Annotated in this window: 19 protein-coding genes; all 19 read right to left on the bottom strand. The window is 31.9% G+C overall.

The window, feature by feature from the left end; translation table 11 throughout:
- Positions 1–14: 14 nt before the first annotated feature.
- The gene (locus BN358_RS09040) at positions 15–1691 is read right to left on the bottom strand and encodes a GspE/PulE family protein (RefSeq protein WP_019228921.1); all 1677 of its coding nucleotides are present in this window, start codon (positions 1689–1691) and stop codon (positions 15–17) included.
- A gap of 259 nt (positions 1692–1950) precedes the next feature.
- Positions 1951–2331 carry a hotdog domain-containing protein gene (locus tag BN358_RS09035; protein WP_019228920.1) on the bottom strand — a complete coding sequence of 127 codons (381 nt, stop codon included), beginning with the start codon at positions 2329–2331 and terminating at the stop codon, positions 1951–1953.
- Positions 2332–2442: 111 nt separating this feature from the next.
- Entirely contained in the window at positions 2443–3507 is a 1065-nt protein-coding gene (locus BN358_RS09030) for a hypothetical protein (protein WP_019228919.1), read from the bottom strand.
- Between the two features lie 47 nt (positions 3508–3554).
- Complete coding sequence (locus BN358_RS09025; RefSeq protein ID WP_019228918.1) at positions 3555–3884, bottom strand: DUF192 domain-containing protein; 330 nt, start codon at positions 3882–3884, stop codon at positions 3555–3557.
- Positions 3884–4816, bottom strand: a complete 933-nt coding sequence (locus BN358_RS09020) for a type II secretion system F family protein (RefSeq protein ID WP_019228917.1) — start codon at positions 4814–4816, stop codon at positions 3884–3886. The genes BN358_RS09025 and BN358_RS09020 overlap by 1 nt, the downstream gene beginning before the upstream one ends.
- A 10-nt stretch (positions 4817–4826) precedes the next feature.
- Positions 4827–5771 (bottom strand): type II secretion system F family protein, encoded by a 945-nt coding sequence (locus BN358_RS09015; protein WP_019228916.1) that lies wholly within the window; start codon positions 5769–5771, stop codon positions 4827–4829.
- A gap of 9 nt (positions 5772–5780) precedes the next feature.
- Positions 5781–7142 carry a CpaF family protein gene (locus BN358_RS09010; RefSeq protein WP_019228915.1) on the bottom strand — a complete coding sequence of 454 codons (1362 nt, stop codon included), beginning with the start codon at positions 7140–7142 and terminating at the stop codon, positions 5781–5783.
- A gap of 21 nt (positions 7143–7163) precedes the next feature.
- A complete protein-coding gene (locus tag BN358_RS27495) occupies positions 7164–8375 on the bottom strand; it encodes an AAA family ATPase (protein ID WP_019228914.1) in 1212 nt (403 codons plus the stop codon).
- A 19-nt stretch (positions 8376–8394) separates the two neighbouring features.
- Positions 8395–9138 (bottom strand): Flp pilus assembly protein CpaB, encoded by a 744-nt coding sequence (gene cpaB, locus BN358_RS09000; RefSeq protein WP_019228913.1) that lies wholly within the window; start codon positions 9136–9138, stop codon positions 8395–8397.
- 36 nt (positions 9139–9174) lie between these two features.
- Positions 9175–10344 carry a pilus assembly protein TadG-related protein gene (locus BN358_RS08995; protein ID WP_019228912.1) on the bottom strand — a complete coding sequence of 390 codons (1170 nt, stop codon included), beginning with the start codon at positions 10342–10344 and terminating at the stop codon, positions 9175–9177.
- 47 nt (positions 10345–10391) lie between these two features.
- The gene (locus BN358_RS08990; RefSeq protein WP_019228911.1) at positions 10392–10817 is read right to left on the bottom strand and encodes a TadE family protein; all 426 of its coding nucleotides are present in this window, start codon (positions 10815–10817) and stop codon (positions 10392–10394) included.
- Between the two features lie 76 nt (positions 10818–10893).
- On the bottom strand, positions 10894–11055 hold the full coding sequence (locus BN358_RS22840; protein WP_019228910.1) for a Flp family type IVb pilin: 162 nt from the start codon (positions 11053–11055) through the stop codon (positions 10894–10896).
- 264 nt (positions 11056–11319) lie between these two features.
- A complete protein-coding gene (locus BN358_RS25310) occupies positions 11320–11487 on the bottom strand; it encodes a Flp family type IVb pilin (RefSeq protein WP_019228909.1) in 168 nt (55 codons plus the stop codon).
- A gap of 32 nt (positions 11488–11519) precedes the next feature.
- The gene (locus tag BN358_RS08985) at positions 11520–12173 is read right to left on the bottom strand and encodes an A24 family peptidase (protein WP_083851550.1); all 654 of its coding nucleotides are present in this window, start codon (positions 12171–12173) and stop codon (positions 11520–11522) included.
- Positions 12174–12346: 173 nt separating this feature from the next.
- Entirely contained in the window at positions 12347–13366 is a 1020-nt protein-coding gene (locus BN358_RS08980; protein ID WP_157593287.1) for a hypothetical protein, read from the bottom strand.
- Positions 13367–13824: 458 nt separating this feature from the next.
- A complete protein-coding gene (locus BN358_RS08975; protein ID WP_019228906.1) occupies positions 13825–14736 on the bottom strand; it encodes a glycosyltransferase family 2 protein in 912 nt (303 codons plus the stop codon).
- Positions 14737–14852: 116 nt separating this feature from the next.
- Positions 14853–16157 carry a hypothetical protein gene (locus BN358_RS08970; protein ID WP_157593285.1) on the bottom strand — a complete coding sequence of 435 codons (1305 nt, stop codon included), beginning with the start codon at positions 16155–16157 and terminating at the stop codon, positions 14853–14855.
- Positions 16158–16685: 528 nt separating this feature from the next.
- Positions 16686–18332: a hypothetical protein gene (locus tag BN358_RS08965; protein WP_019228904.1), complete on the bottom strand. Its 1647-nt coding sequence runs from the start codon at positions 18330–18332 to the stop codon at positions 16686–16688.
- A gap of 46 nt (positions 18333–18378) precedes the next feature.
- Positions 18379–19332 carry a glycosyltransferase family 2 protein gene (locus BN358_RS08960; RefSeq protein WP_019228903.1) on the bottom strand — a complete coding sequence of 318 codons (954 nt, stop codon included), beginning with the start codon at positions 19330–19332 and terminating at the stop codon, positions 18379–18381.
- Positions 19333–19630: the final 298 nt, after the last annotated feature.

Raw genomic sequence — 19630 nt, 5'->3', positions numbered from 1 at the left:
TCCAGTTCTATTTATCACAGTTTATAGACCACCTGTGAATATTCCTCAACAGAAGTAATTCCTTCAAGCACCAGCTGCCTGCAATTATCCTTCAATGTTGCCATTCCGTTTTTTATAGCTTCCGCAGTAAGTTCATCTGTAGAACCGCCTTTGTAAATTATATTTCTCATATTCTGATCTACTTTCATAACCTCGTGTATTCCAATTCTCCCCGAGTAACCTGTGTTGTAACATTTGGAACAACCTGTTCCCTTGTACAAAACAACACTGTCTTGAAGATCAAGCAAATTGTTTTCAAAACTGTTTGACATATATGATTCCTTGCAGTTTGTACATATTTTCTTCACAAGCCTCTGTGAAATTACTCCCCTAAGAGAAGCAGCAACCAGGAACGTCTTTATTCCCATATCCTGAAGCCTAATGACAGCAGAAGGAGCATCATTTGTGTGGATTGTGCTGATTACAAGATGACCTGTTATTGCTGCCCTCACTGCAATTTCAGCAGTTTCTTCATCCCTGATTTCACCAATCATGATAATATCCGGATCCTGTCTTAAAATGGACCTGAGTCCCGAGGCAAAAGAAAGACCTATTTTTGAATTTACTTGTACCTGATTAATGCCATGAATCTTGTATTCAACAGGGTCTTCAACGGTTATTATGTTTTTATTTATGTTGTTCAATTCATTTAAATATGTATATAAAGTTGTAGTTTTTCCGCTTCCCGTCGGGCCTGCAATCAAAATTATACCATTTGGGCATTCCATTATAGAATCAACTCTTTTTAAATTTTCATCAGTAAATCCCAGCTCATATTTTGATTTTAAAAAATTGCCTCTGTTTAAAATCCTAAGAACAATCTTTTCTCCGTACACTGTAGGCAGCACTGAAATTCTCATGTCTATAGCTATAGAGTCAACATTCATCTCAAGTCTTCCATCCTGGGGAAATCTTTTTTCAGCAATGTTCATTCCTGCCATTATTTTTATCCTTGTAACAATTGCAGAATGCGATTTAATAGGAATTTCAAGTGTTTCATGAAGCTCTCCGTCAATTCTGAACCTAACTCTTATTTTATCTGCTAAAGGTTCAATATGTATGTCGCTAGACTCCATTTTCAGAGCCTGGTCTATGAGAGAATTCACAAGCCTCACAACCGGAGAATTATTTAAGTATTCATCTTCTGTCTTATCATCGGCTGATTCAATTTCATCACATAGATCACTGATAATTTCTCTGGCTGCAATTTCAGTGTTTCTGCTGCTCATGAATTTATCAATGGCTTCAGTAATTTGTGATTTTAAAGCAAATAAAGGTTCAACCTTCATACCTGACTCAAGTTCTATGTCTTCAACATCAAATACGTTTAAAGGATCCATCATTGCAACGAGGAGCTTTCCACCCAAAAAATTAAAAGGTATTGAATTAGTCCTCCTTGCAAGCTTTTCAGATATAATTTTTGCTGCATCCTTATTGATCTCTACATTGTCTAAATTAAATGTCTTGATACCAGTCTGCGAGGATAAATATCTCAAAACATCCACTTCAGAAACGTATCCTTTTTTAATCAATATACTGCCTAGTTTTTCATGAGATGACGTTTGTTCATCCAATGCAGCATAAAGCTGTTCCAATGTAATTTCATTATTTGAAATGAGAAGTTCTCCAAGTCTTGATGAATTCTTATTCATACAATCCCCTTTTAATTTTATATATAATATAAATATAACTTTCTTCAGCGTATATAAATTATAATTACAGAGTATGATTTTGTAAATGATTTTATTGTTAAAAAATTATCCATTATATTTACACATCTTAAAATTAATTTAAAGAAATATATAAATGTATATACATAATTTAATGTAATTATAAAATTAACTTAAAAGAAATTTAACACAAAAAGGACGATGGTTGTATAACCAACGTCCTACAAAAGTTTTTTGTTAACTATTTTCTTTGTTTGTCTTTTGGAACCACGCAAGTACCTGTAGCTCTGCAAACAACAATTGGTTCTTCCAAAAAGTCACAAGCTGAATCGTTTATGTCTTTTCTTGGAACTATAACTTTTCTTGCTTCAAATTTCATTTTTCTTGAAGAATTGCCTACATTTGTTATTTCGCCTTCAGCTTCGATGTAGTCTCCTGCATAAACCGGTGCCAAGAATTCTACATTGTCATATGCGCAAAACAAACCTTCATCTCCATCGTTCAAGATTAAAAGTTCTGTTGCAACATCTCCAAACAGTCCCAGCATTCTTGCTCCGTCCACCAATTCTCCGCCGTAATGAGCATCATGTGCGCTCATTCTCAATCTAATTAATGATTTCATTTGTACCCTCCAAATTTTTTGCTCTAGTCACTTTGCCCCGTGACAACAATATCTTAGCACTAAAATGGGGGATTGTCAATTTTATTCACCTTTTCAGTATTTATAAATATATTAAACATTGCCTGCCAAATCAGACTTTGTTCTGTTTTCTTCAATCTTATCATGCAATATAATAATTTCATCAGATTTTTTTTGTTTAAGCAGCTGCATTTCCAAAGAAGTAATTTTTGCTTCCGCAATGCTTAGATTTTTCTGAGCAATAAGTCTTTCTATTGCAATATTTGAATTTTCATTGATTAAATCTATTGACTTTTTATATTCTTCCTGCAGCTTGCATTTTAAAGCTTCATTAGCCACAAGCAGTTTATCATTTTGTTTGTTAGATGATTGCAGCGAGTTGTTCATGGTGCTTAACTTTTGCTTCAACAATGCTATTTCATCATTAAGTGTTTCAATTGTTTTTTCTTTTAAATCATTTTCAAGATTCTGCTTTTTAATGATTTCCGTCATAGTTACAAGCTGAGTACTTAGTTCGCCTATTTTACTATTTAAATCAGCAAACTTTCCATCTGTCATTGTACTTCTTAAATATTTTACCTCGTTTTTTTCTTCTTCCAACAAACGCGACAAATCAGCAACAGTATCCCGTTGCTTTTTAGTTTCTGATTTTTCAGCCTTGAGCATTACTTTATGAGCTTCTGTTTCCTGCATTGAATGCTCAAGCTTTATTTGCAGATTATTTATTTCATCATTTCTACGTTCTATTTCATTTTCCAGAGATTTTCTCTCTCTGTTGTATTTCTTTACTTCCTCTTCCAATGATACTATACTGTTTTTAAGCGTTATAACTGTTTGAGCCGAGTATTCTGAATCTTCTATTTTTATATTCTTAAGTGATTCAGCCAAATTATCATATTCTGCAGACAGTTTGTTGTAGCGTGCCAATAGAGTTTCGTTGCTCTTTTTTATGGTTTCTTTTTCTTCAAATAAGGTTTGGAGGTTTCTAGAAAATGTTTCCTGCGATGTTTGCTGCTGCTTGCGCAATATAGTCAAATACTCATGAACAGATTGTTTTGAATACCCGCCAAATGTACTTTTTAGAACGCTACTTAAATCAGCTTCTTCAGTTTTGTCACGAATCATTTCAACTATATTTTTATTGTCATTTTCTTTCATTTAATTTAATTCCTCCAGAGTTATGTATTGCCAATATTATACAATACTTATTCGCAAAATACAATAATATCTCCAACAGAAATATTTTTTGCAGCTCCTTCGTGAAGTTCCAGAACATGGGCGCAATTTTTAACTATTTTGCCTATTTTCCAGGGCTTCACTGTTTCTTTGTACAACACTTCCATATTGTTTGACAAGTATACTGCATCAATTGTAAATTTCATAAAAAAACAGTGAATCGAAGTGCACTTCATCAAGAGAAGGCCTTCATCAAAATCAAATGATTTTCTGTTCAATAGACCTATTAGTCTAGCTTTAAATGTATCAGCCTTTTTTACATTTTTTATAACTATAGAACTTTTAATCACAGCCTCCATTACTTTCCACCAAACACTTCAATAATGGACACAACAGCAGGTCCCATTAGAACTATGAATATTACAGGAAATATAAATGCTACCATTGGCAGAAGAATTTTTATGGACATTTTATGCGCTTTTTCTTCTATCTTGCCTCGTCTGTTTTCGCGTATAGCTGTAGCCTGTGTATGAAGTACATTTTTTAAAGATATACCTAACTTATTTGCTTGTATAACAGAACCCGTAAAAGATTTCAAGTCATCAATATCGCATCTTTCTCCAAGCAGTGTGAGAGCATCCTTTCTGCTTCTGCCCATTGTCATTTCCCTGTAGGTAATATTTAATTCATCGATAAGCGGTCCCTGGAAATGCTCTATGACATGAAGCATTGCCTGTTCAAAGCCCAGTCCAGCTTCTACATTGACGCTTAGCATATCCAATACATCAGGCATCTGACTTTCCATTTTCTCTTTTCTTTTGGTTATGCTGCTTAACAAACTAAAACGCATAATTGCAAAAGCTGCATATGCCCCTAAGATTGGCATCAAAATAACAAATTTATTGTTCATATTGAGTATAAAAGATAATAAGAAAAACAACACTGATGTTCCAACTATCACAATAATTTTTATAGCTGAATACTCGCTGGGCATCAGAGACATGCCTGCCTGACGCAGCATCTTTCGTAAATTCTCAGATTTTTGATTATTCATACCCGTATCCGGAACGAATTTACTCAACCCCTTAACTATGGATTCCAGCATAGGACTTAAAAATCTTTCAGATAAGGATTTGTTTAATTCCTCATCTACAACAATATTTTTTTCAGCACTTCCAATTCTAGAAATACGGTTTTTAACCCTGTCACTATTTATTCCATAGTTATTCAGCAATAAAACTACAGCACAAAATATACTTATTGCTAAAAATAATGAAATATATATAGCCATTGCCGTCACCTCACATCTTTATATTAACTATTTTATTAATAATAAAAAATCCAATTGCTTCAAGCACAATAGAAATGACAATAAGTCCCTTTCCAATATCCGACTCAAAAAAACCTGCAAAATATCTAGGACTTAAAACCATCAATATTAAAACAAGTACTAAGGGAAGGAATCCAATTATTAGCCCAGATATACGTCCTTGAGCTGTCAGAGTCTTTATTTCCATCTTTATTCTTATTCTGTCTCTTATGGTTGACGATATGGTGTCAAGAATTTCTGACAAGTTGCTTCCTACCTGTGCTGATGTAAGAACTGCTGAAACCAAAAGCTCAAGGTCCTTATTATTAGTTCTTTCCACCATGTGATTAAGCGCATCGGACTGCTTCACACCATAATGAATTTCTCTAAGTACCCTTGCAAACTCCGTTGATATAGGAGGCTGCATATCTTCAGCAACGCTTTCCATTGACTGTAAAAATGTAAATCCTCCCTTAATGCTGTTTCCCATCAGAATTGTCGCCTGTGCAAGCTGTGAATTGAACAAATCTTCTCTTTTTTTTCTTGCATTTCCCACAATAAATGGCGGAATAACAATACCAATTATGGCTAGTGCAAGACCTGTAATTATACTTCCTCCAAATAGAACAACAACTATCATGGGAACTAAAGTTAATCCTGCCCAGAATACTATAAATTCATTGGCCTTCAGTTTTATTCCCGAAGAAGCTATGTAGTTTGAAAATTCCTGGCTGGCAAGTTTAAATCTTTGCTTTTTTCTTTTATTTTCTTCTTCTGTTTTCTCCCTGATAAACTGTTCCTGCACATCGTCAACATTGTTTTCCTTAAAATACCTGGAAAGTCTGTATCTGACCTGTTCTGTGCTATGAGTAGAAAGGAAAGTATATAATGCAAGATAAATCAATATTGCAATGGTTATTGATATCAATATTTCCATAAAACCACCTCAGTTCGTAAACCATTCATCTCTTACAAGAATACCGCTTGATGAAATTTTTTCAAGGAAATTAGGGCGAATACCTGTAGAAACATAACTGCCCCTGATCTTCCCGTAAGAATCTACTCCTTCTATCCTATATACAAATATATCCTGAAGAGTTATTGTATCACCTTCCATACCAACAACCTCAGTTATATTTACAACCTTTCTGGAACCGTCTCTGAGTCTTGACTGATGAACGATTATGTTAAGAGCAGAATGTATCTGTTCCCTGATGGCCCTTACCGGCAATTCCATTCCTGACATAAGTACCATTGTTTCCAGACGGGACATGAGTTCTCTTGGTGAATTAGCATGTGCTGTTGTAAGGGAGCCATCATGACCTGTATTCATGGCCTGCAGCATGTCAAGAGTTTCACCGGAACGCACTTCTCCTACAATTATTCTGTCCGGACGCATACGCAGTGAGTTACGTACCAAGTCCCTTATGGATATCTGACCTGAGCCCTCCAGGTTCGGCGGCCTGCTCTCCAACGTAACAACATGATCCTGCATAAGCTGAAGCTCTGCAGCATCTTCTATAGTCACTATACGTTCATTGTTAGGTATACAGCTTGATAGCACATTTAACAGTGTGGTTTTTCCACTGCCGGTACCACCTGAAACTATTATGTTCATTTTGCCTTTTACGCAGGCTTCCAGAAAAGAAACCATTTTGGGAGAAATGGAGCCAAATTTTATAAGGTCATTTGCAGTATATGGCTTCTTTGAAAACTTACGTATGGTCATGGATGGACCTATCAAAGACAATGGCGGTATTATTGCATTAAAACGAGAACCGTCAGAAAGCCTTGCATCGACCATAGGGCTTGATTCATCAACACGCCTGCCAACTGACGATACTATACGGTTAATAATATTCATAACATGTGCATTATCCTTAAAAACTACATTTGAAAGTTCCAATTTTCCTTTTCGTTCAACGTAAACCTGATAAGGCCCATTTACCATAATTTCACTGACCTCAGAATCATTGAGAAGCGGTTCCAGAGGTCCCAGTCCCATAACATCATTGTAGATTTCTCTTAGAAGCCGTGAACGTTCTGTCCTGGTCAAATTTGAAGTCTTTGATTCAACAATTGACTCCATTATTTTTTGGAGTTCCTGTTCCTGTTCACCTTTAATATTGAAAAGATTTACATCCTGTTGATTCACTATTTCAATAAATTCTTTATGAACACGACTCTTTAAATCTGCATATTCATCCTTGAATACGTTGACATTTTTGCTAGCTGCAGTTGTATCTGTTAATTTATCTTCTGTTGCAGCAGCAATCTTTTGTTTTTCAAGACGATCAAGCAAACTCATGTCATTTCCCACCCTTATGTATTATTTTTTCTTGAACGGCATTAATTTTTTACCTATGTTCAAATTCTTTTTCCCTTTGTCTAATATATCATAATTTGTTGTACCACTAACCAGTATATTAGCTAAAGTTGTAACAGACTCACTGAGTTTGCTGCTCGGAGCACCTGTAACAAAAGGAACTCCTCTGTTCAATGCATTTACTGCAACTTTATAATCACTGGGTATTTTTGCCCATATTGGATAGCCTATAATCTTTTGAACATCATTTACGGTTATGGAATTCATGTCAACAGCCCTGTTGACAATAAGCCTTATTTTATCCATTTGCTGCAACGACTCCAGTATTGAAACGCTCAGTTTTGAATTCCTGAGAATAGAAATATCAAGCCCGGTTACAAAGAATATAATAGAAGAAGCTTCAATGGCAGTCATCGTAACTTCTGAAAACGACGGTGAAGTATCCACAATTACATAATCATAGTAGCTGCGGAGTAAACTCAGCAAACTTTGAATTTTTTCTGCCGAAACAAGTTCAGCATATTCAGGACTCTTTGGGGCACATAGCAAATGAACACCGCTGGAATGTACTGCCATATAGCTTCGTACTGAATCAATATTCGGTGTTATTACGTCCTGAACCAACTCAATAATAGTATCCTTAGGTTCTATATCCAAAAATATATGCAAATCACCAAATTGCAAATCAAGGTCTATAAGTGCTACTTTTTTTCTTTTTTCAGCCAGTTTTACAGCAAGGTTTGCTGCAATTGTACTTTTTCCAAGCCCTCCCTTAGCTCCAAAAACAGTTATTACTGTTGAAGACCACAAAAGAGCTTCTTTTTCACTGAGTGATTTAATTCTTATGGATTCATTATGATAAACAGTCTTTATGTACTCGGCAAATTCCTTAGGAGTTGCAGGAATCTCAGTTATATTATGGCATCCAACCTTGACAGCATTCTGCATTGTTTCTACATCCAGATTTTCCGCCACCAATATTACAAATGTACGAGGTCTGTGGAGAATTATCCTTTCAGCCAGACTCAAGACGTCTGTGTCACCTGCTCCCAACGTCATAAGGATTATATCAGGTGAAGTGTTTTCTATCTTATCCAGCGCAACAGAGCCCCCAATAGAATCACCAATTATGTTTATCTCTTCATCATCAATCATTGACTTGAGTGCACCAATGTTTCTTTCCATCTTGCTGATAATCAATACCTTTATTTTCATACAAATGCCTCCTTGTCCACTAATTGATAATTATGTCGTCAAATTTAATTGTCTTTTGATTTGTTATATCTTCATCAAGCGGTGATCTCATGATTAATCGCATCTGTCCCTTGTATTCTGACATGCTGATTTCCATCGCCTGGGCAGGAGTTACCTGCAATGTTACAGTCGTATATGATACTCCGGTTTCAACATTAATTGCCTTTCCTTCCTGAGACAATACATCGTCTACTGCAAGCACCTTAATGTTTTCTGCTATCATAGTTGTATAATTTATAGTTTTTTCCTGTTCTGTTCCTTCATTTTCAATCTTGTCAAACTGTACAATTATATCAACTGTGTTCTGAGGTTTAATCATACCTACAAGACCGGATAAATTGCTGACCCCAATAGAAATTGCACGCATTCCTGGTTTTATTGCATATGCCAATGTCCCATCGCCACCGCCGCCTTCCGGTGATATGAGTTTTGTTGACAACACTTGTTCACCAGCAGTTATTTCATATTTAGAAAACTTTCCAACTGCCGCAGTTTCGTTCACAACTGCTTCTTTATGGGCAGCTTCAACAGGAATCTGCGTTATTTCAACCATATCCTCTGTAATGGTGGTATTTGGAGGGATATTTACAGAAGCTGTCAAAACTCCTGTCTTAACTACCTCAGCTTTTTTTTCTGCATTTTCGCTAACTGAATTCAAAAAATTATATAAAAGGACAGCAGCAATAACTGCTGTCACCAATGCCAACACCTTAACCTTTTTCATTTATGCCTCCAATAATTTATCATAACCTCAATTTTTTTAATCTACCAGCTTAGCAGCTCTGATACCATAATCGTTCAGCGCTACGCCAGCAATTGTTCCTGCTGCAACATTATCCGGCAAATATTTCGCTGTTATTACGGAATTGGCTCCATTGCCTGCAATACTCTCCAAAAAAACTGATGCTAAACCTACTACTCGTGCAAGTCCAGTGTTTTCATTCCTGATATTATTTTCTCCAATATTTGTAATACCCTGCTCAGCCAATTCAGATATCAAAATATTAATTTGTCTGGTGATTTCTGCCTGCATATCTGCTTCCGTAATTAATGGGTTAACTGCCAAAAGCTCAGCACTTAGCTTATCTACAAACTTATCTATTTCCTGTACCACCGGAACACTTACAACTCGAGGACAATCAGCACAAATGACACCTGAGCCATTTACTACAACCTCTTTTCCATCAACTGTTGCCAGATGACAGCCTTCATGTCCTGTGATTCTAAAGTTAAATCCATCTCTGGAAGCACCAGTTTCAACACCATTCTCGACATCAATAAAATCTAATATATTAACTATGGTTGTAGCACCATATTTAAATGATTGCTCAAAAGTATTTGAACCGTTTCCATCCAGGCCCAGTGTTCCAAACCACCCATTAGTAACTAATTCATCATCTTCATGAGCTCCATACTTTAATACATATGTATTATCATTTTCAGCCCTTTCCATGGCATCCTCTTCAATCGACAATGGTATAAAGTCAGCCATGCCGCTTACCGTCATCAATTTTGCCGTTGCATCACAATAAACTGTTTTTGATTGATTAAGAAAAACACGAGCAAAGTTAAACTGAACATCGCTTTCACCCTTGATTTGTATTCCGGTTATAATGCCTTCTTCGTATACCGGAATAATATCACTATCCGGCAAAGTTGATATGCCATTTGCCGCTGCATATTCTCGTGCAGTAACTTTTGCATTATTCCATTCTGCAGAAGCAATATCATTTGCAGGCAAGTTTCTTACCGCAGCTAATGCAATGCTGTCTAAATCTTTCTGCAGATTAGATTTGGTATTGTATGCCATTCCCATGTCTAAAACCAATGCCGCCAAACCAATCAAAACAGTCATAAATAAAGCAATGATAACAACTATAGAACCATCTTCATTTCTTTTTAACATTTTATATAATGACTCAATTTTCAAATAATCCGCCCCTTTCTCAAACTAACTCTATATAAAATCTATTTGACCTATTTTTCAACTCTCATTGTGCACTCAGCTTCCAAAGGAAATACATCACTGCCTAAAATTGTATCCAGCAATGGGGTTAATACTTTTACATTGCCGGTAAAATGAACTCTTACTTTCTCTCCCGTAATCGTATCATCAGGACTTTTTGTTATGGATACGCTAATGCCTGAGAAACTGCTGCCAACATAATCAACTATTATTTCATTGGACTTTAATCGAGCTGCTTCATCACTGTTTAAATCCACATAATAATGTATAGCCACATATCTTGCTGCTTCCCTGCTGGCATTATTTGCAACCAGTTGATTGTGAAAAATCCACCCAAAATCAATTATGCCCGCAAAAACCAACAATAGTATAGGGAGAACCAATGCAAACTCAACCATCGCCTGCCCATTTTCTTTTTTCATATGTTTAAGTTTCACAAAATCACCCCCATATGTGTAAAGAGCACCGTACCCGACCAAAAGGACGAGCCGGTGCTTCTTTAGTTTAAATCTCTTACAATTCATTACCTACATCGTTAAATATGTTTGCTACTTTTGGTCCTAGTATTAATAATGCTGCTATAACTACTACTGCAATTAGTGCAAGCAACAAACCATATTCAACCATACCTTGACCACTTTCTTCATTTTTTAACCAGTTCAATATTTTTTTCATTTTAACCCCCTAGTTATGAAATTTTATTACTTTGAAACATTATACATCATGTTTCATTCTATTTCAAGAATTTTTTTACAATTCATGAATATTCTGTGCATTAAATTATTTATTATTCTCAGATTTTATGTATGTATCTATTAATTTATAATTCTATTATCAGTGATGTAAATATTTTTATTTAAAACTTAACTCATATCATAATTTTCTACTTATTTTTTTTCTTAATAAAAAGCCCAAATCCTTTTTAATATTTATTCGTTATTATCCGGGAATATTATTTATGGCATTATTGTACAATCCTAAAGCACCTTCTCCGAAGAATGTTATTGCCACAATACATACAACAACAATTAAAGCTAATATTAGTGAATATTCCACCATGCCTTGACCTGCTTCTTCATTCTCTAAAAACCTGAAATCATTAATCATAAGCAATCCCCTATTATTTGGCTTAATGTAAATTAAAAAGTTGATGATATTAAAGCTGTTATGTATCCTGCAACCAGAAACGGAGCTAAGGGCAACATAGTTGACATTTTGATTTTCCTAAAAACAAGTCCTAATATAATAAAGAGAATTAATATGGCAGACATGGTCGCCATGGCTGTTACTACAAGCGGATAACCTAAAGCAAAGCCTATAGCTCCAGCCAATTTTACGTCTCCAGCTCCAACTTTACCAAGCCCCATAATAACTGCAACAGCAGTAAATATTATCATTATAAATATCATACTAATTACTGACACTATGATTCCGCGTATTCCATTTAATTCCGTTTGAAAAACTATACCGAGTATTAATACAGTTAAAACAAGTTCATTTGGAATTATTCTGATGTTCATGTCAATGAAAGCAATTATTAGCCCTAATGTTATCTGTATGCTTATTAAAACTGCTGCAATACCATTGTCAACATTATTGATACATAATAACCAAGCTGCAGCATTAAATAAAGCAAAACATACCTTACTCAATGTTGGACCTATTAAAACCTTACCACTATTTATATTAATTTTTCCTTTCTTGTATTCCATAATTCTTACAGAAAAATACGGAATGTTGTATCCCAAGAAACCTCCGATAACTCCACAAATAAATTTTAATATTATATTCATTATACTCCACTTTTCTATTTAGCTCTCATATACTAAATATATTTTTTGTCTAAATAATATCTATTTATATGATAAATTAAGTCAATTACATTTCTATTACACTTTTATTATTAATCAGTTTATTTTTGATTTTATTTTAATTACATAAAATAATTATTAGCTAACTGCATGGATTATTCTTTTTTAAACAAATTATATTCTTCATTTTCGTAAATAACTTCATAATTTTCATCTTCCTTAAGATATGTATCCAGCAGTTCACCTTTTTCTATTATAAGATGTGTAAAATTATACTTGTCCAATATATATTTATAATAAACTTTACCATATCTTAGTTCAAAGTATTCGTTAAAAATGTCATCCTTATTATTTTGCTTTTTAAAATAAACTTCAGCTCGAGGATCAATATATGTTCTCAGTCCTCTGAACTGTACTAAACTTCCTTCATTAAACCCTGTATATAACATTATATTTGATATATCTTCATTTTTAATAATATAGTCAACTGTTTCATTTAAGTCCTTGTATTGCATTGCTGTATTGTAATGTAATCCATTCTCATACATGCCTATAGTAACAACCATAACAATTAAAATAATAATTATAATTCGAAACTTCTTACTGCTTTTATTTGTACTAATATAATTTATATTAAGATCTTTCAAATAATATGCTAATGGGAATAATGAACACAGAGCAAAGTATGTTATATTCCTTACAGATATAAGTACCATGAATATTGTTCCTGTTGTTAATAAAAAATATCTTATTTTAGATTTTCCTCTCCTGTAAAAAATATAAACAAATACTACAAAAGCAATATATGTATAAATCAATGCTCCTGCGAAACTACTTACATTTGGCGGCTGAAGTTCCATGATATATTTCATATAAGGATATCCTGTTGATTTTACAAGATATAACATTGCATCAATTCCGTAAGGATTAACAAATGCTGCCATAAACATTAACACTATTGATAAAAATAAAAATTGTTTATTGTAGCCTTGCCCTCTTACGCATCCAATTCTAAACTCGAACGAATCTATAACATAAGGCAAAATCAAAATAAATAGCATAGGCCACAATGCTGCGTGAAAATTTATCATCAACAAAGACAATATGGGTAATACTAGTAAATATTTATATTCACCTCTCTTAGCATAAAGTTCAAGAGCATTTAATTCTATCATTACAATTACTAGAGTAATAATAGTGGGTCTAGTTACCATATATGTGTATATTAAAATACTAGTAATTATCGTCACAGAATATGAAATAAAAAAGTTTTCTTCTGAAATGTTCATAGTTAATTTATAAAGCAGAATTATGACAATCGCATAGCATATCATAACAAGTAAAAATAGTCCTAGTTCACCAACAGTATTATATATATTCCAAAAAACCACGTCAGTAAGCCACTGCTGCATAACAAATTTCATGTTTTCGTGGATTGAGAAAGGCTCAATATGAGGAATACCATTATTCATAACATATCTTCCACTATTCAGTATAAACCAGGTATCATTATCCAATGCTCGCCTTATTAATAAACATGGTAAAAATAATAAAATTAGCAATATTTTTCTATCGTTTTTATTTGGTTCTATATTTTGCATAATTCCCTCTCGATCAAAATACCAGTAGATAATTAATTTTTATTTAACATTATTTCATATAATTGTCTATGTTTATTAACTATAACTTCCAATATAATACCACATATCCACATCAATATTGAGATAATATAAATTGTTACTGCAACTATAAGTGTTGGAAATCTGGGTACAATTCCTGTATTTAGAAATTCCAATAATATCGGAATAAATAACATGGTCGCAAATAAAATACCTCCAGCTGCTATCAAAGAGAAAAAAACATAAGGCTTGTAATCCCTAAACAAGCTAGCTATTGTTTTTAACACCTTATATCCATCAGAAAAAGTATTTAACTTAGAGTTACTCCCTTCTGGTCTATCTTTATAGATTACAGGAACTTCTCTGATATTAAAATTCTTATCTAAAGCATGAATAGTCATTTCAGTTTCTATTTCAAATCCCTTTGAAATTACCGGATAATTTTTAACAAAAACTTTACTGAAGGCTCTATACCCCGTCATAATATCTTTAATATTGCTTTGGAAAATTTTATTTATTAAGAATCTAACCAAGCGATTTCCTGTATTATGAAACAACCTTTTATTTTCGGTAAAGTACGTAGATGACAACCTGTCCCCTATTACCATATCTGCATTTTCTGATAAAACTAAATTTACCATTACCCTTGCGTCTTCTGCAGAATAAGTATCATCACCATCAACTATCAGATAACAATCAGCATCAATTTCTCTAAACATAGTCCTCATTACATTGCCCTTGCCCTGCCTTCTTTCATAGCGAACTATTGCACCGGATTTTTGAGCTATCTCAGCTGTATTATCAGTTGAATTATTATCATATACATATATATCGGCTTCAGGTAAAGCTTCTGAATAATCTTTTATTACTTTTTTAATAGTTATATTTTCATTGTAGCAAGGTATTAGAACTGCAATTATTGGCATAATTAATTCCTCTCACATTAATTTCATAACGATATTTATTACTATTATAAAAAAGCATTTTAATCATGAATATTATAACATAAATAATTGGTAATTAATATCTAATCATTTATACTTTATCTTGATTTTAATAATACACTTACTTCATTACTACTACAAATTCGATAATCATTTAATAGTTTTGAAATATCAACATTGTTTGTAGTTAATACAAACTTATCTTCTTTTATTTCTCTTAACTCTACAGTATCAATTGGCTTAATACATTTATCTTTTAAAATAAATTGATAGCAGTCAGCAACAGATCTATCTCGAATTATTCTATTGTTCCATACAACTGCTGAAGGATTTTCAGTATCATTACACAAAAAATAAATAGGCAACTCTTTTTCTTCGGAATTTATTATATTAGTAATCATTAGCATTCTTGTCATTTCTTGATTCTGAATAGCTAAAGATCTTGATTGTGATTCTCCTATTGCAAAAAATATACTAGCTATTAAAAAAAGAGTTACAAGTCTCAATTTACTATTTGTACTAAAAGATATAGTAATTAACCTAAAAACCATCATAACCACTATAGCATTTATATAGATTCCATACGGAGGTTGTATTAATAATCCTACTATATCAATAGTTTGGTAATCATTTAAGCCAGAAAAATTGATATTATAAACCGTAATAATTGTTATTAAGCAAAAAAACAATAAAATATATGTAAAATACTTATTATTCAACTCATTTCCTTTTACAATCAGTGTTAAACCAATCAACATAGTAGGTCCTAAAACCATTTCGTTATATCTACCGAATACAATTTCATTTATTCTTATTGGGTTAATAAAAAATATAGCACTTATTGACATTGTAATTATCACAGAAGTCGTCAAAAACATATACATATATTCATAAGAATTATGACTATCCGAAAAAAAATTTTTTATATTATTTCGTCGTAACATTTTTGACGATTCTTTTATTAATTGATATAATCCAAAATAAAATATAAGATAACTTGTAGCTCCTAAGTAAAAAAATTGACCCACAAAAATATTTAATGCCTTTAAAAATCCTCCTACGCTAAAAAGTTGATCTAATTTACTTATTTGACCAGAATAATCATTAATCGGGAGTTCTGCACCATCAAGCCATAAGCTGCTCTGAATATCATTTTTAATATAATATCCTATTATCATGATTAAGATAATAGAAATAAAAACGCGCATAAGTTGCCTGATATTAATTTTTTTATTAATTTTCATAATTAAAACTACCACTATACTAGATATTAATATTCCCAAAGCTCTTTGATGAACAAAGTAAATATAGCCGCTAAAAAAACCTATCAAATAGAATTTATAAGCTTTAGATTTAATGTTTAATCCAATAAAACTCCAAGTTAAAAGCCAGTATATAAGCATTAATAAGCATTCACTCCAAGCAATATATGCATATGTAATATATGTAGGATACATTGAAATTAAAAAAGATACGCTAATTATTATGTACCTATTTACGTTATTCATGAGTTTTCTAGAAATACTATAACATAATAAAAAACTAACACATATCATAACACTATTCAAAAAAATTGCCGCTCTGTACATATATATTGTATTATCAAAAATCCAAAATAACGGGACTAGCAATAAAGAATAACCAAAAGAATAGTATGGTATCTTCGACACGGTATCAGACCAATTTAATCCAGATAAATATGCAGCATTACCCCAATAACCATATTCATCATCTAGTATAGAGAATATACTAAATTCACTAATATGAATTATGTGTAATAAAAATATCAGGAAAATTACGAATGTTAATATTAGATATTCATTTTTTACAATTCCAGGTTTGGTCACCTTAATAATTTTACTCACCTCACGTCGATGTTATCTAAATTTTTATATTATAAAAAACTCAATTTAGAAAGTTTTTCTAGAAATTTATTTAAGTAAATAAATTTTTGTTGACAATCCACTTTCTTCCTTTCCAATTAGTTGAATATAGGATGTATACTCACTATTTTCAATTATTTTAGATAGAACTGTTGTATCTTGGGTACCCTCCTGATCCCACCTTGGAAAATATATAACTATTGGATTATTTTCTCTATTATTTTCTAACATAGTTAACATATCTTCAGCACTTTCTACATAGCATGACCTATCATGATGACTAATTATTGGAATTACCATAGTCATATTTTCAGTTTTTGTTGCAAAGCAATATGCATCATAAGAATAATATTCTGACATTATAATTTCAAAATCATTTGACCTATCACTGTACAAATATTTAATATCGCCCTTTAGATATGATATTATAGTGAACCCGCAAATTATTATTATCAATAATTTCATCACATAATTTTTATTTTCTAATAAATTTAGGAAAATTATATAAATCAGAATAATAGAAAAAATATTTATATTTGGTAATAAAAATGATATGTACCTATACTCATAATATGGTGCAATTTTAGAAATAATTAAAAATGCAAGAAGTGTTGATATGATTACTATTATACAAATAAATTTCTTTTCATTACTTAAATTACTGTAAAAATAGTTCTTGACATTTATAAATAACCTATTAGATTTATTACTACTTATTTTACTATTCTTAAAACAGATAAAAACTGTTGCCAATATTGTTGTCAGCAACACTTGTAATGATGAAGTTGAAATTAATAATAGTAAAACGAAAATTAAGATTCTAATAAAAAAATCTCCAATTTTACTGAAATTATTAATTGCTTCTATTCCTCTATTCCCACTAAATATATGTTGAATACACTCTGGAAATAAATAAATGCAAATTATAGCACATCCCAACATTGCAGCAGTATAAATTAACATAGTTCCCCATTTTTTATTCTTAACTAAATATATTACATACCCGCAGACAATAAAAAATGCATATACAACAAATAGATATTGAGTTAAAAAACCTAGTATGTTTACAATCATTACCAAGAAAATTATTGCAATTATATGTTTATTCTTTAAAATTAGCAAACCATGCAAATACGTCGTCAATACTGTAAAAAATGTTAACATCATATACATTCTTATAAAAACAGCATTACTAATTGCTCCTGCACTAAACCCATAAGAAGCACATATAATAAGTGCCAACGAATTTTTATTATTTATTAATCTTGCTAATAAAAACAAAACAACAACTGTACCGGCTAGAAATATTATATTGACACCTATTCCAAACCATTTAGAAAACATGTTAGGAAAAAACGAACATACTGTATGTATTATGTAATAGTAAAATGGCGGATGAACATCATTAACTTGATTATAATATACAGAATCATAAGCGAAACTCTCATTAGTTTGTACAGTAAAATAATCGTTATAAAAGTCCGGACCAAGCCATTTCATTGATACATCCTCATAGCTTATAAATGTTATAAAATAACTATTAGATAGACCAAAAGTAAACAGCTCATCTAGGTGATACGATTCTTTATACAATCCAAATATAGTTACTACAAATAGTTGAATTAATATAAGCAATATCAAAACATAAATTACATGTTTTTCATAAAATTTATGTATATTTCCTAACCTACTCATACCCAATTCTCCTGACTTCTCCTGATTCTAAACAATTCTTATATTTTCACATTTTTCCACCATCATAAATTTTTTTATTATTATATTCAGTAATAATATATAAAGGTCTATGTTTTGTTTCGTTGAAGATTCTTCCGACATATTCTCCAATAATCCCAAGAGAAACCAATTGAACTCCACCTAAAAACAGTATTGTGACCATCATGGAAGGATATCCTTGAACAGGGTCCTTCCATATCAAACTTTTAATAAGAATAATAAGCATATAAATTATGCTGAAAATAGAAACAATAATTCCTATAATTGAAGCAATCCTAAGCGGAAAGGTGGTAAAAGAAGTAACACCTTCTAACGCTAAGTTGAACAATTTCATATAATTCCATTTAGTTGAACCAGCTTGTCTAGGTCTTCTATCAAACAAGATTTCTTTTTTACTAAATCCAATCCAACTAAACATCCCCTTTGTATACCTTTGCTTTTCTCTCATCATCTTCAATGATTCAATAGCACTTCTATCTAAAAGTCTGAAATCTCCTGTATCTTCCTGAATAGGTATCTGGGTTAATTTTTGAAGTATTTTATAAAAAGCATGGGACGTATACCTTTTTAACCAAGTTTCACCTTCTCTAGTCCTTCTCTTCGCATAAACGTCATCATATCCCTCCTCCCAGTATTTTATCATATCAGGTATTAAATTTGGAGGATCTTGTAAATCGGCATCCATTACTATAACAGCATCACCAGAAACGTAATCAAATCCAGCTATCATAGCAGTTTCTTTTCCAAAGTTCCTAGAAAAGCTAATATAATTCACTCTGGAATCCTTTCTATGAAGTTCTTTTATTATACTTAAAGATTTATCAGCACTCCCATCGTCAACAAACAATATTTCAAAATCATAAGTAAGTAAATTTTTTATAACAATGCTGACTTCATTAAACAATGAATACAATGTCTCTTCTTCATTATAAACTGGTATCAATAAACTGATTTTTTTCATTTTTAACTCCATAGGAATATAATAGATTAACAATTATGTTTGATTAATTATAATACGAAATATAGCTTTACAATTAACATTTATAGAGCAATCAAAAACCCCAAATACCTATTATAATATTTTGGGGTTGAATTGTATCTTTTATAATTAAAGTAATTAAAGTATTTAAAATATTTAAAATAAAAAATATGAATAATTTGAAATAAATAAAAATATTAATTTATTAATTCTGTCAAATCAATAATTAAATGCCCCCATCTTTTCATTTAATTATACATTGAAAATTGATAAAATCACA

It is taken from the genome of Sedimentibacter sp. B4, assembly GCF_000309315.1.
GTDB classification, from domain to species: Bacteria; Bacillota; Clostridia; order Tissierellales; family Sedimentibacteraceae; genus Sedimentibacter; species Sedimentibacter saalensis.
This window is presented reverse-complemented; position numbering and strand designations above follow the sequence as displayed.

Bases quoted from the DNA above. Each gene is read 5' to 3' on its own strand.
- BN358_RS09040 (WP_019228921.1), bottom strand. From the start codon at position 1,691: ATGAATAAGAATTCATCAAGACTTGGAGAACTTCTCATTTCAAATAAT.
- BN358_RS09035 (WP_019228920.1), bottom strand. From the start codon at position 2,331: ATGAAATCATTAATTAGATTGAGAATGAGCGCACATGATGCTCATTAC.
- BN358_RS09030 (WP_019228919.1), bottom strand. From the start codon at position 3,507: ATGAAAGAAAATGACAATAAAAATATAGTTGAAATGATTCGTGACAAA.
- BN358_RS09025 (WP_019228918.1), bottom strand. From the start codon at position 3,884: ATGGAGGCTGTGATTAAAAGTTCTATAGTTATAAAAAATGTAAAAAAG.
- BN358_RS09020 (WP_019228917.1), bottom strand. From the start codon at position 4,816: ATGGCTATATATATTTCATTATTTTTAGCAATAAGTATATTTTGTGCT.
- BN358_RS09015 (WP_019228916.1), bottom strand. From the start codon at position 5,771: ATGGAAATATTGATATCAATAACCATTGCAATATTGATTTATCTTGCA.
- BN358_RS09010 (WP_019228915.1), bottom strand. From the start codon at position 7,142: ATGAGTTTGCTTGATCGTCTTGAAAAACAAAAGATTGCTGCTGCAACA.
- BN358_RS27495 (WP_019228914.1), bottom strand. From the start codon at position 8,375: ATGAAAATAAAGGTATTGATTATCAGCAAGATGGAAAGAAACATTGGT.
- cpaB (WP_019228913.1), bottom strand. From the start codon at position 9,138: ATGAAAAAGGTTAAGGTGTTGGCATTGGTGACAGCAGTTATTGCTGCT.
- BN358_RS22840 (WP_019228910.1), bottom strand. From the start codon at position 11,055: ATGAAAAAAATATTGAACTGGTTAAAAAATGAAGAAAGTGGTCAAGGT.
- BN358_RS25310 (WP_019228909.1), bottom strand. From the start codon at position 11,487: ATGATTAATGATTTCAGGTTTTTAGAGAATGAAGAAGCAGGTCAAGGC.
- BN358_RS08985 (WP_083851550.1), bottom strand. From the start codon at position 12,173: ATGAATATAATATTAAAATTTATTTGTGGAGTTATCGGAGGTTTCTTG.
- BN358_RS08980 (WP_157593287.1), bottom strand. From the start codon at position 13,366: ATGATAGAATTAAATGCTCTTGAACTTTATGCTAAGAGAGGTGAATAT.
- BN358_RS08975 (WP_019228906.1), bottom strand. From the start codon at position 14,736: ATGCCAATAATTGCAGTTCTAATACCTTGCTACAATGAAAATATAACT.
- BN358_RS08970 (WP_157593285.1), bottom strand. From the start codon at position 16,157: ATGCTTATATACTGGCTTTTAACTTGGAGTTTTATTGGATTAAACATT.
- BN358_RS08965 (WP_019228904.1), bottom strand. From the start codon at position 18,332: ATGAGTAGGTTAGGAAATATACATAAATTTTATGAAAAACATGTAATT.
- BN358_RS08960 (WP_019228903.1), bottom strand. From the start codon at position 19,332: ATGAAAAAAATCAGTTTATTGATACCAGTTTATAATGAAGAAGAGACA.